A 15255-nucleotide genomic window follows, 5' to 3' on the forward strand; every position below is an offset into this window, starting at 1 on the left:
AGCCACCCAGGTTGCTCGGGGGTTAATATTTTATAGATTTCTACCTACTAAACCCCAACCACCTTCCTAGCCCGCTTTACACCTACTCTTTTGCGAGCTTTGGCTTTCTTTTTTGAATCGAAAACAAATTTGTCGTCCTTAACGTCCACCTTCACTACACCTCCCCCCATCATTCCTTCAGATACCATCATAGTCGCGATTGGCGTCAGAACCTTGCTCTGTATCAACCGCTTCAATGGACGTGCGCCGTAGCGCGGATTATATCCTTCCTTTGCAAGATATGTGAGCGCTGCAGTCGAAAATTCGAGTTTTATATTCTTTTCCGCAAGACGCTTCTGTACAATAGCAACCTGCATTTCAACAATATTCTTTATCGCTTCGACTGACAAAATATCGAAGAGTATAATCTCGTCAAGCCGGTTTAAGAATTCCGGTCGGAAGAAGTCGCGCAAGGTTTTCATTACCTTATCCTTACTGTGAACATACTGAGCACTTTCACCTTGATCATCAGTAAACCCAAGTCGGCTCATTTTATCAATGTGCTCAGCACCAAGGTTACTTGTCATAATGATGATCGTGTTCTTGAAGTTTACCGTACGCCCTTTTGCGTCGGTAAGATGTCCGTTATCAAGCACTTGCAGGAGAATGTTAAATACTTCAGGGTGTGCCTTTTCTATTTCGTCAAACAGCAAAACTGAGTATGGACGGTGTCGCACCTGTTCAGTCAGTGAGCCTCCCTCATCGTGTCCAACGTACCCAGGAGGTGAACCAATCATCTTAGAAACAGAGTGTTTCTCCATGAACTCCGACATATCTACTCTAATGAGTGCTTTATCGTCATTAAACATAAATTCAGCGAGTGCTTTTGTGAGCTCGGTCTTTCCAACTCCTGTTGGCCCCAAAAATAGGAATGATCCTATAGGGCGGTTCGGATCAGAAATACCTACTCGAGAGCGTTTTACTGCGTCAGCAACCTTCTGTAGTGCGTCTTCTTGTCCCACAATCCTGCCTCGAAGTGTTTCTTCCATACGAGATAGTTTATCCAACTCCCCTTCAAGCATTCTCTGCACTGGCACTCCTGTCCAGCGCGAAACGACATCAGCAATATCTTCTGCTCCAATTTCTTCACGAAGTACGCGGCGAGAACTTTGTAACTTCTTAAGCCGAGTCATCTTTGTTTGCAAATTCTTTTCCAGTTCAGGAATTCGACCGTAGCGAATTTCAGCGGCAGCTGCTAAATCAGCAGTTGCCTCAGCTGATTCTGCAATCAGGCGTACTTCTTCAAGTTCTTGCTTGATGCTTTTTATTTCAGAAAGCGTTTCTTTTTCATTCTTCCATTTTACTTCTAGTTCACGAGATCCTTCCTTTAATTCTGCAATCTCCTTTTCGACTGTTTTTACCCGAGCTTTTGCCTCTTTCTCTCCTTCTTTAACATCTTTCTTCAGTGCCTCTCGTTCAATTTCGAGACGCATTATCTTTCGATGTGCTTCTTCAAGTTTCGGAGGTTTATTCTCTAGTGAAATACGTAGTGCTGAAGCAGCTTCATCAATAAGGTCTACTGCCTTATCAGGTAAGTATCTCTCTGTAATGTACCTACTACTTAACTCCACCGAAGAAACTATGGCTTCATCGGTAATGCGCACACCATGAAATAGCTCATACTTTTCTTTAAGGCCACGCATAATAGCTATCGCATCTTCAAGTGATGGCTCATTTACATGTACTGGCTGGAAGCGCCTTGTAAGCGCTGGGTCTCGCTCTATGTGTTTCTGATATTCGTTAAGTGTTGTAGCGCCAATAACACGAAGCTCACCTCGTGCAAGTGCAGGCTTAAGCATGTTTGAAGCATCCATCGAACCTTCAGCGGCTCCAGCACCAACAATAGTGTGAATTTCATCAATAAAGAGAATGATGTTTCCTTCTGCACGCTCTACTTCTTTCATGATTGCTTTCAAGCGTTCTTCAAATTCCCCACGAAACTTTGTACCGGCAATAAGGAGTCCTAAATCAAGCGATACGAGATCTTTCTCTTTCAAAGACTCTGGGACATCGCCAGTTGCCATGCGTTGCGCAAGCCCTTCTGCAATAGCAGTTTTTCCTACACCTGCTTCCCCGATTAGTATTGGGTTGTTTTTTGTGCGTCGTGACAGTATTTGGATAACACGAGTTATTTCAGTATCTCGCCCAATAACAGGATCAAGTTTATTTTCTCGTGCTAACTCTGTAAGGCTTCGCGTAAATTTAGCAATCGCACGATTCTGTTTTGGTGCCTCAATATCAGTTATTTTTCCATCTTTAATATCTTCGTAAATCCCAGTTACTTCTTCGCGACTGATTTGGAATCGTGCGAGTACCTCAGCTGCGTTTCCTGGATTCTCTAATATAGCCAACAGCAAGTGCTCTGTTGAAACAAATTGATCTCCAAATGTACTCGCAATCCTCGGCGCGCCATCTTGCAACACCTGTGCTAACTCTGGAGTAAGATATAACTGAAATGAAGACGACATAGTAGTAGCTCCAGTACTTCCACCGTCTAATGAATCGATAAGTGAATCGGCAAAATGAATAGTATCTATCTCTAGTCGTTCAAGTATAGAGAGTGTCATGCTTTCATCTTGCAACAACAAAGATGCAAGTAAATGCAAAGGGCTCACGTGTGACTGTCCACGTTCGATAGCAAGCTGATGCGCTCTGTGCACCGCTTCTTTTGCTTTGGTTGTGAAATTCTGAAATGGCATAGTGCTATTTTATAGAGACGAGTAAACGTGTAAAGTCTTACTGGGCAACCTCTTCTTCTGGAGTATCTTCTACAACTTCTTCAGTTTCTGTGGTGGGTGTTGCAGCTTGGGCAAACGCTGCTCGAATCGGTGCAAATGTACTAATACCAACTTCTCGAGAAGCACCGGTGCTAATACCAACAACTTCCCCATCAACATTTATAAGTGGTGCTCCTGGCGCAATTTTTGTCCCACTGATACTTGTTCCAATATATCCACCTTCTCCAAGTTCTGTTGCAATACCCTGGGTTATGCTTCCATTACCTACAAATGCCACAAGAGTCTGTCCAAGCGAAAGCGCAGCTTCAGAAGACGATACTGCAGCAATTCCAATACGTTCGGCTTCTACTTGAAGTAAGGCAACGCCACGCGCACCACCTTCGTACTGTAGTGTTGTTGAGGCAAGTTCCTCATCTCCTAAATCTACCGAGTATGTTCCTCCTTCTTTAAGAACCGATGCGTCGACTGCAAGTGTTCCTTCTGCATCAATAAATACACCAAGTGATACGAACGCTGCTGTTTCCGAGTCGATAACACTCACAATTTTTGACTTGTTGTCAGCAATCGCTGCTGCAATCAAATCTGCTTCTTTAATTATGATTGTGCGCTCCTTTGTTATGACAGTTGCTTGCTGTGTTTCTGCTGGTGCCACCTGCTCAACAGTTCGTTCAACAACCCGTTGCACAACTCGTGTGACATCAGCCGGTGCTTCCTCAATCAAAGAGACGGTAACAATTCCTGTAGCAATAGATGTGACAAACGAAACAAGCATCGTAAGCAATACGATTTGTGACTTGTTTAGTTCTTCTAGATTCATAGCCATATAGTATCGCACCTCTCCCGCTTATCCAATGCAGGTACGGGTGTGTATACGCAGAGTACAACGACTTGAAAAGCGAGTCAATGATTAGGAGAAACTCCGATAGGCTTTTACTGCTTCAGAAACTTTTGAAACAATCAGTGGGACATCTTCAATATTGGTATCGCGCCCAAATGAAAAACGAAGTGCACTTGTAGCATGCCATTCTTCTTTCCCTAACGCAGCCACAACATGAGATTTGCTGACACCACTTCTTTCAAGACATGCACTCTTTGTTGAAAGTGCGAGTCCTCGTTGGTCGAGATACATGGCAACATATTCGGAATCAATTTTAGAAACTGATATATTTAAAATGTGTGGTGTTTGGTTTTTCCCATCTCCGTTAACTTCTATGTCTGGAATTTCCTCTGTAAGTGCTTTCAACAATTCATTTCGTATGTCGTCTAATCTAACGCTTTCTGATTCACGCAATTGAGTGTATTCCTCAAAAGCCGCGGCAAAGCCAGCATACAACTGAATGTTTTCAGTTCCTGGACGAAGTCCCTGCTCTTGGCTTCCACCTCGGAGAACAGGAGAAATTTTAACACCACGCCGGATATATAAAACACCTACCCCTCGTGGACCAAACATTTTTCCAGAATCTAAACTCATAAGGTCAACCCCTAGTCCTTGAGGTACAAGTGACTGATATAGTCCTTGGCATGCGTCAGTGTGGAATAGTATCTTCTCGAACTTTCTACCATCAACTATGGGGGTTCTTTGCTTTAGCAACTTACCAATCGCATGTATTTGTTGGACTGTTCCAATTTCGCTATTCACTAGAGCTACTGACACTAAAACCGTATTCTCTTGTATAAGCGCTTCGACTGATTCAGGTGTTATAACCCCTTGCTTGTTTGGTGATACAACATCAACGTGAAGCCCTCGTCGAATAAATGGTACGAACACATCTTTAACCGAAGGGTGTTCAATAGCACTGACGATAATTCGACATTCATTCATTTCCACCCCATCTTCCTCAAGAGCATCAAGGTACCCAGCTAGTGCGAGGTTATTTGCTTCAGTTCCTCCTGAGGTAAAAATGAGCTCTTGTGACTTAACGCCTAAGATTTTAGCAATACTACTTCGGGCATCGTCCCGAATTCGAGCAGCCTCTAGTCCTTCACTATGCAATGCTTGTGGATTGGCAAAATACTTTGATGCATCATTGTATGCTTTCAGTGCACCATTAGAAACAGGAGTACCAGCTGCATAGTCCAGAAATATTCTTTTTTGTTTACTTGTAAACATACTGGCTATTGTAAGCGGCAAAGTCAGAATGTCCATGCTACAATCTCGCACATGGAAATGATATTTGAAAACTCTCTTATAACTTTACTTCCTACAGTTCTTCCCTACGTAATGACGTTTGGCATTATTCTTTTACTTATATGGAATATCGTTCTGGAAATACGGCTTCGCCGAATAACACGCGGAGCAGACGGTAAGAATATTGAACATCATCTTGCTGCCATTGCTCGTGATTACCAAGACCTAAGCGACTTCAAAAAGACTGTAAAAACAAACCTCACTACACTTGATACTCGTTTACAAAGTAGCATCCGTGGTACCGGTATAGTGCGCTTTAATCCATTCGCAGGCAGTGGAAATAGCAAACCATCGTTTGCAACAGCTTTCATAACAGAAGAAGGGAACGGTTTTATCCTCTCAACACTTCACGCACGTAACAGTGTAAGTATATACTGTAAAGATATCGCCAGCTTCAAAAGTGAGAAGGAACTTACTGAAGAAGAAGCTCTCGCCCTTGAAAAAGCAAGGAATTCGTTGCATACTTGATTTATCAAGCCTACGGGGTGGGTGGGTTTCAACAGAGCGCTACTTAGCGCTTCATTTTAATATGACTGATTCAAAAACTAACATACTACGTTCTCCAGTTATAGCTGTTATGGGGCATGTTGACCATGGCAAGTCGGCTCTATTGGATTATATTCGAAACACTAATGTTGTCGACTCAGAAGCTGGTGGTATAACCCAGCATGTTTCAGCTTATGAAGTTGAGCACGAACACGAAGGCGTGGTAAAGAAAATTACTTTCCTGGACACTCCTGGACACGAAGCGTTTGCAAAAATCAGAGCACGTGGTGCTTCAGTTGCTGATATCGCAATTCTTGTTGTGTCAGCCGAGGAAGGCGTAAAGCCCCAAACGTTGGATGCATTGCGTGCTATACAAAAATCTGAAATTCCCTACGTAGTTGCAATAAACAAAATAGACAAACCAAACGCTAATCCAAATACAACGAAAGCAAGTCTTATCGAAAACGAGATCTATATTGAAGGGATGGGAGGAGATATTCCTTTTAACGAAGTGTCCGCAAAAACAGGAGAAGGTGTGAGTGAACTTCTAGACACCCTATTACTTGTCGCTGAACTAGAAGAGCTAACTGGGGACACAACACTACCAGCTGAAGGAGTTGTTATTGAGGCTCATAGAGACCCCAAAAAGGGTGTTGCTGCAACACTAATAATAAAAAACGGAACACTAAGCAGTGGAGAATATGTTGTTGCCGATAACTCACTTGCTCCTGTTAGGATTTTTGAAAATTTTGAAGGTAAACCAATAAAAGAAGCTAGTTTTTCGAGCCCTGTGCGAATTATCGGATTTGATTCACTCCCAAGTGTCGGATCCACATTTCGTGCGTATGAACGTAAGAAAGATGCAGAATTGGCAAAAGGAACAGGGTCATCAAATCGTCCTACAATGACAGCCTTGCATGAAGAAGATGAACGGCATCTTATCCCCCTTATCATAAAAGCTGATGCCACTGGAACACTCGAAGCTATTGAGCACGAGCTTCTAAAACTTGGAAACGAACGTATTGTTATAAGTACAATTCTTGATGGCGTTGGTAATGTCTCAGAGAGCGATGTCCAAACAGCACTTGCTTCAAAACACGACGTACTTGTTGTTGCGTTCAACGTCGGTGTAGATGCTTCTGCACGAGATATCGCAATGCAAAATGAAAAAGAAATACATTCATTTAATATTATTTACAAACTAAGTGAATGGTTAGATGAAGTAATAAAGTCAAGGATACCTAAAATGGAGGTGGAAGAAGAAATTGGTTCTGCAAAAATACTCATGTACTTCTCTGCAATGAAAAATAAATACGTTGTCGGTGGCAAGGTAAAAAGTGGCAAAGTAACAAAAAATGGAAAGGTTCATATAAAACGAGCAAATGAATTGGTTGGGAACGGTGTCATCAAAGAGCTTCAAAGTGGAAAACAAAGTGTAGATACAATTAACGAAGGTGATGAATTTGGTGCCCAAATTGAGGCAGATATCGCATTAGAAGTTGGAGACACTATTGAATGTTTCGAGCTCGTAATAAAGTAGTATGGAATCACAACGCCAACAAAAAGTATCTGAGCAAATAGCACACCTTGCTGCTGATTACCTCGGACGTGAATCGAATCGACAGTCTCTTATAACAGTGACTCGTGCCGACATTTCGCCTGATCTTTCAAAAGCCACCGTCTATTTCACAGTGCTTCCAGATAGCTACCAAGATACCGCATTGGATTTCGCAAAACGCAAGCGAACCGAATTTCGGTCATATGTTAAGAAGCATACCGCACTACGTCGACTCCCCTTCTTTGATTTTGAAATAGATCATGGAGAAAAACACCGACAGCATTTGGATACGCTTGAAATATAACCTCGCCATTGAATTCTACGATAAATACAGTAGTATGGTGCAAACCCGCCTATAGCTCAGTTGGTAGAGCAACCGCCTCTTAAGCGGTGGGTCCTAGGTTCGAGTCCTAGTGGGCGGACACGTTGAAACAACGTATGCCGGAGTGGTGAAATTGGTAGACACGTCAGCCTTAGGAGCTGATGCCGCAAGGCGTGGAGGTTCAAGTCCTCTCTCCGGTACAAGCACAAAACGCCGAGGTATGTCCTTGGCGTTTTGTATTGCAAATATGAACAAAATTCTTATAGTGTCTATAGTGTTCGCACATTTTTGGGTTTTGATATAAGGAAAAGTTTGATGCCTTACGTATATAAGTTCTTACTCTGTTTTCTCTTCTTTTCCTATTTGCTTCTGATTACATTCGTCGCCTATCAATTTGGCTTTGTGGCGTTTTTACTGGTGTCACTCTCGATATTGGTAGCCGCGTTGGTTTCATCCGTTTTGGCTCTTCAGTTCGATTAAGAACCGATCAGTTATTGGAATCCTCCTGCCTTCATCTTGGTAATAGGAACAAAAACCCAAGCTCTCTGAGCTTGGGTTTTTTTATCAATGCAAAATCCCCTAACGTCTAATTTTGAAAGAAGTTTTTGTGCCGAAGGCGGGATTCGACCACCAGTCACTAAGTATAATTGTTCGCTATCGCTCCAATTCTACTAAGTGCTTTTGGTCTGAGCTCGCCGCTTCCCCGTGCTGAAGCACGCGCGGCTCCGCTTTTCGAATCCCTAAGATATGCATGTGTAAAAAAAATACCAGAAGAAACCTGGTACTTTTTACACATGTGCCGAAGGCGGGATTCGAACCCGCGCGGCCTTGCGGCCAAGGGATTTTAAGTCCCTCGTGTCTACCAACTCCACCACCTCGGCATGTAGGCTCTAACTATAAACTAAAAACGTGTAAGTATAAACTCCTTCTTGGGTTCAGCTGGAATCGACGACCAGTTACTAAGTATAATTGTTCGCTACGCTCCAATTCTACTAAGTACTTTTCGTCTGGGCTCGCGGTTTTGTTGCCTTGGTTAGGCAATAAAACATCGCTGCGCCTTGCGATTCCCGACGAAAGGTACTCAAATACCTTTCTCCCGAGACTCACGCTCACTTCGCTCACTTTGAGGCTCGGGCGGGAATCGCACCCGCGCATGGAGGTTTTGCAAACCCCAGCGTTTCTACTTCGCCACCGAGCCTATATTGTTTTCCGTTTCGTACCCGTGCATGGAGCAAGAGACCATTCTGCGCAAGCCCCAGCCAAATCTTACTTTCTACTTCACAAACCCCAATAGGCACTATACTAGCATGTCTGTGTGTAGCAAAAAAGCGCCACACGACGCTTTTTTTACTTAGAATAACTCAAGAATGTAGTAGCACTACTTTTACGTTAGTTTAGCTTTGTTGGATCTCCCAACCCAAATGTTTCAAGAATGATATTTATTATTCCAAACACCGTTGCCATAATAAAGACACCAAGAATACCCCACAGCATGTGTTGTACTCCTGTTTTGCGTCCTTCAGGATTATCCATCTGCGAAAGAAAAACGACAAGACCCCACGTAAACAGAAATATACCAACTGAGAATATAAGGAGAACGATCGGATCGATTATCGATCCAACTATCTGACTAATCACCTCCTTCCCATCCATAGATATTAGTTGTAATTTCTCTGAATTGCATCAGGAACAATAGGCGCAGTTCCTTCTACTTGGAAAGTAGACTGTAGAATACGAACAATTCCCCAAATACTTACCATCACGAAAATAACGATAATCCCCATGAACATAATGCTTATACCCTTCGAACGACTTTCTGAGTCTGAAGTGTTAAGCATGTACATTGCGAGCCCCCAAAAGAATACGAGAACTGCGATTGCAAGCACCAATGGAATTAGTCCATTTATGATGTTACTAACCGTGCTGATTGTGTGACCTAATGTCACCGCGTCGGCCGTTGCAGGAAGCAGTACTGCCAATCCTACAAAAAATATTGTACTTAATTTTTGCATTGTATATGAAATAAATTACTAAAAGTATGCTACTCAAAGCTACTCTTTACATGGTAGCGTACCCGCATACCGTTACAAGAGAACACTTTCTTTTATGTGGATAGTCGCTTTACACAAGACCTCTACTCAGCGTTTGTTGTAACACAGATATGATTCCCCAAATACTTACCATCACGAAAATTATCAGAATACCCCAATACAATGTTTGTTGGAGTTTTGCTCTCTGTTCAGCATTGCCACCGTCATATCCCCATAGATTCTTAACCAAACTAGCAAAAAAGAAAACAATCGCCACGCTAAATAGCAGCGTGGTTCCGAGATTCACCAACCCAATAAACTGTCCTACCAACGCTTTAAAATTGGCAGGTGCAGCGAACACAATGCTCGTAGGTACGACAAAGCTAAATAAAGATACCGCCATAATCTGAACTTTTTTATCAATCATACTATCCACTGAGTATTGGACTAATAGTGTTGTCTATAAGCGTTGCAAGTGCCACAGCACCCAGCAAAAGAGCAACACCAATCACAGTCCATAAAAAGTTTGTTTTTGCCTTCTTAAGTCCATCTGAATTTCCTTGTGCTGCTACAAACAAGAAGCCGGAGTATACAATTGAAACGACAGCCAGTGGAAATAATAAGTATACAACCACCTGCACAAATGCTTCTGTAAATTTTGAGATACTAGACAGTTCGCTCCTTAGGGGGTTTGAAAAAGCTTGCGCAAAGACCATTTCTGGCGCCGCTAACAACGCAAGAACGAACATAAAAAAGATATCCTTGCAATATTTATTCATATACATTATATAATACCATGCGTCTTAGGCTCTCAAGGTATATCTGTATATAGCTAAAACCTACCTTCTTGAAACTACGTACAGAAAAAAAGCCAAAAGTACAACCAGCAAGGTGGCAGCAGAAAATCCGGCTAATGTATCACTCACTAGCTCAACAATTGCCCATAATGAAAGAAGTAAAACGCCTCCAATAGTCACTTGCAAAGCCATTTTTTTTGCTTTCGTTATACCGTCGGCACTTCCTTGTGCTGCTACAAACAAAAAACCTGTCCACACTATAAATACAACAAGGACTGGTGTACCTATATACACAACAGCCAGAACCAAACCCCGAAGCATGTCTGTTATGAATTTGATGACTAATGGATTTTGAAACGAAGCTGCCTCGACAAAAATTGGTATAAGAGATGAAGTACAAACTACAATAAGTGCACGAAAAAGCATACCTATCTATTTATTACTGCACGTAATTCTTCATCGGCTCGCTGAATAGTTTCAGATAGCCGACGCGATCCAGATGTTACATCCCCCACCATTCGTCTGAATATATCATTGGTGTCTTCTGCATGAGGATCGAGCCATGCCCTGCTAATAAGCGCTGCGTTACGAAAGATGAGATCCAGTGGATCGCTTGGCTCTTTACTCAAAATGTCACGTCTGGGAGAAGGTATGCCAACGGCCTCAGCTAATAACCGTGATGGCTCAGCACCTGTTAGATACAGTGCCATTTCTGTACCCCCAAACACGTTTCGTGCTGCTTTAGGTACTGCTAATGCGTACATTTTTCCGAACGTAAGTGTCTTTTTCTGTTCACCTGAACGAATTTGAGGTAGCGGAGCAACATCAAAGTTAATGTGTGCATTTTTCGCTTTTATGGTTTCTACTTCGCTGGCATACCCTACATACAGTGCTAACTTTCCTTGCGCAAATGCATCTAGAGAATTTGTGAGTGAACGATTCCATGTGTACACACTTTTGACAGGGTCAGCAAATTCAGTGTAAAAGCGAAGCGCAGTCTGTGCAGGAATTGTATCGTTATTTTGGCTTCTTGGAGAAAGCGCGGCAGTTAGCTGTCCGTCTTGCTGTCGTGTAACTATAGAGCCACCAGCTTGAAGTATAAGGGCAGAAATAATATCTTTAGCGTGATTAACGTTATCAAACTCACCAAATGCAATAGTTGCTTGCCCGATGTTGTTTGCTTTATCGCGTTGCGTTATACGCTCTGCTAGCAAAAAGAGTTCGTCCCAAAATTGTGGTGGTTGCGAAAAGCCACTCTCCGCAAAGATGTCTCGGTTCCAATACAACACTAAGGGATCTACCAATAGAGGAAGCGCTTTGATGCCAGCTGAGGTGCTCAAGAATATTTCTGCTTCATCAATATATGTATCTTTAAACTCACGTTCGCTTATGGTTTCGTATGGAATGGACTGAACCTTATTCCAATGACGAAGTAAGTTTGATTGGTCAAGAATAAACAAATCTGGACCCGTACCGTTTGCCAGAGCCTCTACAAGGTCTACTTGAAACTCATCCTCTGGCACCTCTCGATACTTCACGTTATTGACTTCAGAATTTTCGTCTGCCAATGTACGAAAGTGTGCCTCCATCACATCTTCATCAAAACTACCCCATACAGTCACTTCACCAATATCGCGGTTGTTATTGCCACCCGTAAAACTAGCAAACACTAACACTGCAACAACAATAAAGAAAATGAATACTCCGAGAATTACTATTTGAAATGGATTCCGTTTTTCTTGCATATATTATATTAATTCTTGTGCGACTGTGCGCGAAATAAAATCTTCTTGTGACGTACTTCTCTGAGAATCTGACGCAAATGCCTTTTTAAATAATAACCCATAGTGATGTTCTCCTGCATCAAAAGTTCCCTTCGCTACAAACCCATTGTCGTTACAGATAAGATTAGCTTCAGCAGGGGTAAGTATCAATTGTTCTGGAGGACCAATACCGCCATAGGATTCGTTCCAATCGATAATCGCAAGTATACCTCCGGGCTTGAGTACACGATACGCTTCCTTTATTGTATTTATCTTATCATCCACCTGAAAAAGAGTATTCGATAAAAGCACCCCGTCGAGTAATCCATCTTTCAGTTTTACACCATCCACAGATTCGATATCACCCCATACAATTTCTATATTTTCGTATCCTTTTTGAACTGCTGCATTTTGTGTGCGGGTCAGCAAATCTTTTTGAATATCTACCGAATATACAACGCCGGTCTGCCCAACAACATCTACAAGCGCAAGTGTGTACGCACCTGAACCTGAACCAAAATCAGCAACTTTCATACCCTCTCGAAAGCCTAAACGCTTCACGTTCTTCTTTGGATCAGAAAAAGCTGGGTTATTTACATCAACACCGAAACCTTGAGATTCTCTTCGAGTTTGTGCACTCACTGTATTTTCAGGAAGTTTTGTACCTCCGGCGAGAGCCATAGGTCCAACTGCCTTAGTTTGTGTGGTATCTATCGTTACATTAATATCCTTGCCGCCTACGTTAATGTGAGCAGTCGCATTGTTTCTCGCATGAGGTTCCATGCGTTCTATTATAACGTACGAAGAAGAGTCTCGTAGTGACTATTCCCCACTTGTATCAGCTTCTTCTGTAAGGGTAACCATCGAGGCAATTGAGTCTCCAGCACGCAGTTTCATAATTCGAACACCTTGCGTTTGTCGTCCTTGTAATTTCACTTCATCGAGACTCGTTCGAATCACCTGTCCTTTCTTTGAAACTGCTACAAGTTCTCCTCCAGTACTTTCAATAACCTCAGCACCGATAATCTCCTTAGTCTTTGGTGTAATTTGCGCTGTCTTAATACCAGTACCTGAACGTTTCTGTACTTTATATTCACTTATCTTTGTTTTCTTTCCATATCCTGTTCCAGACAGTACAAAGAGTGCCTTGTCTTTAGAATCTTTTTCGACAACTCCAGCGCCGATAACCTCATCGTCTTTACCGAGTTTCATACCACGAACTCCTGCTGCAGTGCGTCCCATTTCACGTACATCACTTTCTTGGAAACGGATCGCCTGTCCGTTTCGGGTTACTAATACAACGTCGTCGCCTTTCTTTAAGAAATGAGTAGCAATGAGTTTATCTTTTCCATTAAGTTTAATGGCAATGAGCCCACTCTTTCGTACATCCGCAAATTGATCTGCATTTGTTTTCTTTACTGTTCCTTCACGCGTCACCATTGCAAGCGAAAGCTGGTCTTCTTTCTTTGCATCTTTAGGAACTGGTAACACAGATGTTACGTTCTCGTCTTGCTCAAGTTGCAAGAAGTTCATAATAGACTTGCCTTTGGTTGAACGCTTTCCTTCTGGTATCTCGTACATCTTAGTGCGGTATACTTTTCCTTTGTCGGTGAAGAACAACAGGTCGGCATGAGCGTTAGCTGTAAGGAATGTTTTTACAACGTCCTCTTCTTTTGTGTTCATGTCAATAACACCAACACCACCACGTTTTTGGCGACGATACTCGCTTGGGTTTGTTCGCTTTATGTAACCCCCTTTAGTAAGAACCAGCGCAAATTCATCATCAGCAATAACATCTTCCATAGAGAAGTTCTTCGTTCCTCGCTTCATTATTTTTGTTCGTCGCTCATCACCAAGACGCTCAGTAACCTCTTTTAACTCTTTCTTAATGAGTGTCATTAGTTTCGCTTTGCTCTTGAGTAGCCCTTCAAGCTCAGCAATAATTTTCTTAAGTTCAGCAAGTTCTTCTTCGATTTTCTTTCTCTCAAGGTTCGCCAGTTTCTGCAAACGCATTTCTAAAATAGCGGTTGCTTGTATTGCTGAGAACTTGAACGTCTTCATTAATCCAACGTGTGCTGTTGGAACATCTTTACTTTTTTTAATAAGAGCAATTACTTTATCGATATTATCGAGCGCCTTCTTCAGACCAAGCAATATGTGTTCACGGGCACGCGCTTTATCTAGATCAAATTGCGTGCGACGTTTTGTTACCTCAACTCGGTGACTGACATACGATTCAAGCATCGGTTTGAGTGAAAGTGTTTTAGGAACACCATCCACAATGGCAACCATGTTGTAATGGAATGTTTCCTCAAGTTGTGTGTGTTTGTATATATAGTTAAGGACTGACTGCGGATGCGCAGTTCCCTTTAGGTCGATCGCTACTCTAATGTCTGTGGTAGATTCGTCACGTAGTCCTTTTATTCCTTCTAGCTTCTTTGTTTGAACGAGCTCAGCAATCTTTGTAATAAGATTCGCTTTGTTTACACGGTACGGAATAGACGTAATAATTATCTGCGCTCCACCCTTAGCAGTTTCTGTAATCTCCGCTTCACCTCTAACAACAACACCACCGCGTCCAGTTGCGTAAGCTTGTGCAATATCTTGTTGATTAAACGCTATACACCCTGTTGGGAAGTCCGGACCTTGAATAAATTGGAGTAAATCTTCAGTCGTACTTTTGGGATTATCTATAAGATGTACAACAGCATCAGACACTTCACGGAAGTTATGAGGAGGAATGTTTGTTGCCATACCAACAGCAATACCAAGCGTTCCATTAAGAAGTAGGTTTGGTACAGCAGCAGGAAGTACAACTGGTTCTTTTTCAGTGTTGTCGTAGTTTGGTCGATAATCTACGGTATTCTTACCAAGGTCACGTAATAGTTCAGATGCCATGTTTGATGTCTTTGCTTCTGTGTAACGCATAGCAGCTGCGTTGTCTCCGTCAATTGAACCGAAGTTACCTTGTCCGATAACCAGAGGGTATCGCATTGTAAAGTCTTGTGTAAGGTTTACCATTGAGTCATATACAGCAGTATCACCATGCGGGTGATACTTACCGATAACCTCACCCACAACTGTCGCTGACTTTCGTGTCTTGCCGCCCGGAGTTAAGTTCAGCTTATCCATAGCGTACAACACTCGTCGGTGTACTGGCTTCAGACCATCGCGTACATCAGGAAGTGCACGAGACGTAATAACGGTCATTGCGTAATTAATATATGCTTCCTTCATTTCAGAAGAAATACCTTGAGAAATAATTCCCTTGGTTGATTCTGGTTCCTTTGGACTCTCCTCGTTATTCTTTTCTATTTTTTTCTTTGCTGCCATA

14 protein-coding genes and 4 tRNA genes are annotated in these 15255 nt (G+C 42.4%); 5 read left to right on the forward strand and 13 right to left on the reverse strand.

Annotation, left to right across the window (positions count from 1 at the left end; all coding sequences use genetic code 11):
- Positions 1-47: 47 nt before the first annotated feature.
- From JXR01_01305 to JXR01_01315, 3 genes are all read right to left on the reverse strand, one after another.
- A complete protein-coding gene (locus JXR01_01305) occupies positions 48-2738 on the reverse strand; it encodes an AAA family ATPase (GenBank protein ID QSH39633.1) in 2691 nt (896 codons plus the stop codon).
- 37 nt (positions 2739-2775) lie between these two features.
- Positions 2776-3594, reverse strand: coding sequence for a trypsin-like peptidase domain-containing protein (locus tag JXR01_01310; GenBank protein QSH39634.1), 819 nt, complete (start codon positions 3592-3594; stop codon positions 2776-2778).
- Positions 3595-3684: 90 nt separating this feature from the next.
- Positions 3685-4887: a cysteine desulfurase gene (locus JXR01_01315; GenBank protein ID QSH39635.1), complete on the reverse strand. Its 1203-nt coding sequence runs from the start codon at positions 4885-4887 to the stop codon at positions 3685-3687.
- Positions 4888-4938: 51 nt separating this feature from the next.
- Between JXR01_01315 and JXR01_01320 the strand changes: the two genes are divergently transcribed.
- From JXR01_01320 to JXR01_01340, 5 genes are all read left to right on the forward strand, one after another.
- Positions 4939-5433, forward strand: coding sequence for a DUF4446 family protein (locus JXR01_01320; GenBank protein QSH39636.1), 495 nt, complete (start codon positions 4939-4941; stop codon positions 5431-5433).
- Between the two features lie 61 nt (positions 5434-5494).
- Entirely contained in the window at positions 5495-6991 is a 1497-nt protein-coding gene (infB, locus tag JXR01_01325) for a translation initiation factor IF-2 (protein QSH39637.1), read from the forward strand.
- Between the two features lies 1 nt (position 6992).
- Positions 6993-7313: a ribosome-binding factor A gene (locus tag JXR01_01330; protein ID QSH39638.1), complete on the forward strand. Its 321-nt coding sequence runs from the start codon at positions 6993-6995 to the stop codon at positions 7311-7313.
- Between the two features lie 45 nt (positions 7314-7358).
- Positions 7359-7431: transfer RNA gene (locus JXR01_01335), tRNA-Lys, on the forward strand.
- Between the two features lie 18 nt (positions 7432-7449).
- Positions 7450-7531, forward strand: a tRNA-Leu gene (locus tag JXR01_01340).
- 597 nt (positions 7532-8128) lie between these two features.
- Here JXR01_01340 and JXR01_01345 read toward each other — a convergent pair.
- From JXR01_01345 to gyrA, 10 genes are all read right to left on the reverse strand, one after another.
- A tRNA-Leu gene (locus tag JXR01_01345) sits at positions 8129-8212 on the reverse strand.
- A 245-nt stretch (positions 8213-8457) separates the two neighbouring features.
- Positions 8458-8529, reverse strand: a tRNA-Cys gene (locus JXR01_01350).
- A 191-nt stretch (positions 8530-8720) separates the two neighbouring features.
- The gene (locus JXR01_01355; GenBank protein ID QSH39639.1) at positions 8721-8984 is read right to left on the reverse strand and encodes a hypothetical protein; all 264 of its coding nucleotides are present in this window, start codon (positions 8982-8984) and stop codon (positions 8721-8723) included.
- A gap of 5 nt (positions 8985-8989) precedes the next feature.
- On the reverse strand, positions 8990-9343 hold the full coding sequence (locus tag JXR01_01360; GenBank protein QSH39640.1) for a hypothetical protein: 354 nt from the start codon (positions 9341-9343) through the stop codon (positions 8990-8992).
- A 109-nt stretch (positions 9344-9452) separates the two neighbouring features.
- The gene (locus JXR01_01365; protein ID QSH39641.1) at positions 9453-9788 is read right to left on the reverse strand and encodes a hypothetical protein; all 336 of its coding nucleotides are present in this window, start codon (positions 9786-9788) and stop codon (positions 9453-9455) included.
- A gap of 1 nt (position 9789) precedes the next feature.
- Entirely contained in the window at positions 9790-10140 is a 351-nt protein-coding gene (locus tag JXR01_01370) for a TrbC/VirB2 family protein (protein QSH39642.1), read from the reverse strand.
- A gap of 60 nt (positions 10141-10200) precedes the next feature.
- Positions 10201-10584: a hypothetical protein gene (locus JXR01_01375; GenBank protein QSH39643.1), complete on the reverse strand. Its 384-nt coding sequence runs from the start codon at positions 10582-10584 to the stop codon at positions 10201-10203.
- Between the two features lie 2 nt (positions 10585-10586).
- Positions 10587-11903: an extracellular solute-binding protein gene (locus tag JXR01_01380; GenBank protein ID QSH39644.1), complete on the reverse strand. Its 1317-nt coding sequence runs from the start codon at positions 11901-11903 to the stop codon at positions 10587-10589.
- 3 nt (positions 11904-11906) lie between these two features.
- On the reverse strand, positions 11907-12704 hold the full coding sequence (locus tag JXR01_01385; protein ID QSH39645.1) for a class I SAM-dependent methyltransferase: 798 nt from the start codon (positions 12702-12704) through the stop codon (positions 11907-11909).
- Between the two features lie 39 nt (positions 12705-12743).
- The gene (gene gyrA, locus JXR01_01390; protein ID QSH39646.1) at positions 12744-15254 is read right to left on the reverse strand and encodes a DNA gyrase subunit A; all 2511 of its coding nucleotides are present in this window, start codon (positions 15252-15254) and stop codon (positions 12744-12746) included.
- Between the last annotated feature and the right edge of the window lies 1 nt (position 15255).

It is taken from the genome of Candidatus Kaiserbacteria bacterium (assembly GCA_017134395.1).
Classification (GTDB): Bacteria; Patescibacteriota; Minisyncoccia; order Phycocordibacterales; family UBA2100; genus UBA2100.

Bases quoted from the DNA above. Each gene is read 5' to 3' on its own strand.
- JXR01_01310 (QSH39634.1), bottom strand. From the start codon at position 3,594: ATGAATCTAGAAGAACTAAACAAGTCACAAATCGTATTGCTTACGATG.
- JXR01_01330 (QSH39638.1), top strand. From the start codon at position 6,993: ATGGAATCACAACGCCAACAAAAAGTATCTGAGCAAATAGCACACCTT.
- JXR01_01385 (QSH39645.1), bottom strand. From the start codon at position 12,704: ATGGAACCTCATGCGAGAAACAATGCGACTGCTCACATTAACGTAGGC.
- JXR01_01380 (QSH39644.1), bottom strand. From the start codon at position 11,903: ATGCAAGAAAAACGGAATCCATTTCAAATAGTAATTCTCGGAGTATTC.
- gyrA (QSH39646.1), bottom strand. From the start codon at position 15,254: ATGGCAGCAAAGAAAAAAATAGAAAAGAATAACGAGGAGAGTCCAAAG.
- JXR01_01360 (QSH39640.1), bottom strand. From the start codon at position 9,343: ATGCAAAAATTAAGTACAATATTTTTTGTAGGATTGGCAGTACTGCTT.
- JXR01_01355 (QSH39639.1), bottom strand. From the start codon at position 8,984: ATGGATGGGAAGGAGGTGATTAGTCAGATAGTTGGATCGATAATCGAT.
- infB (QSH39637.1), top strand. From the start codon at position 5,495: ATGACTGATTCAAAAACTAACATACTACGTTCTCCAGTTATAGCTGTT.
- JXR01_01365 (QSH39641.1), bottom strand. From the start codon at position 9,788: ATGATTGATAAAAAAGTTCAGATTATGGCGGTATCTTTATTTAGCTTT.
- JXR01_01370 (QSH39642.1), bottom strand. From the start codon at position 10,140: ATGAATAAATATTGCAAGGATATCTTTTTTATGTTCGTTCTTGCGTTG.
- JXR01_01315 (QSH39635.1), bottom strand. From the start codon at position 4,887: ATGTTTACAAGTAAACAAAAAAGAATATTTCTGGACTATGCAGCTGGT.
- JXR01_01305 (QSH39633.1), bottom strand. From the start codon at position 2,738: ATGCCATTTCAGAATTTCACAACCAAAGCAAAAGAAGCGGTGCACAGA.
- JXR01_01375 (QSH39643.1), bottom strand. From the start codon at position 10,584: ATGCTTTTTCGTGCACTTATTGTAGTTTGTACTTCATCTCTTATACCA.
- JXR01_01320 (QSH39636.1), top strand. From the start codon at position 4,939: ATGGAAATGATATTTGAAAACTCTCTTATAACTTTACTTCCTACAGTT.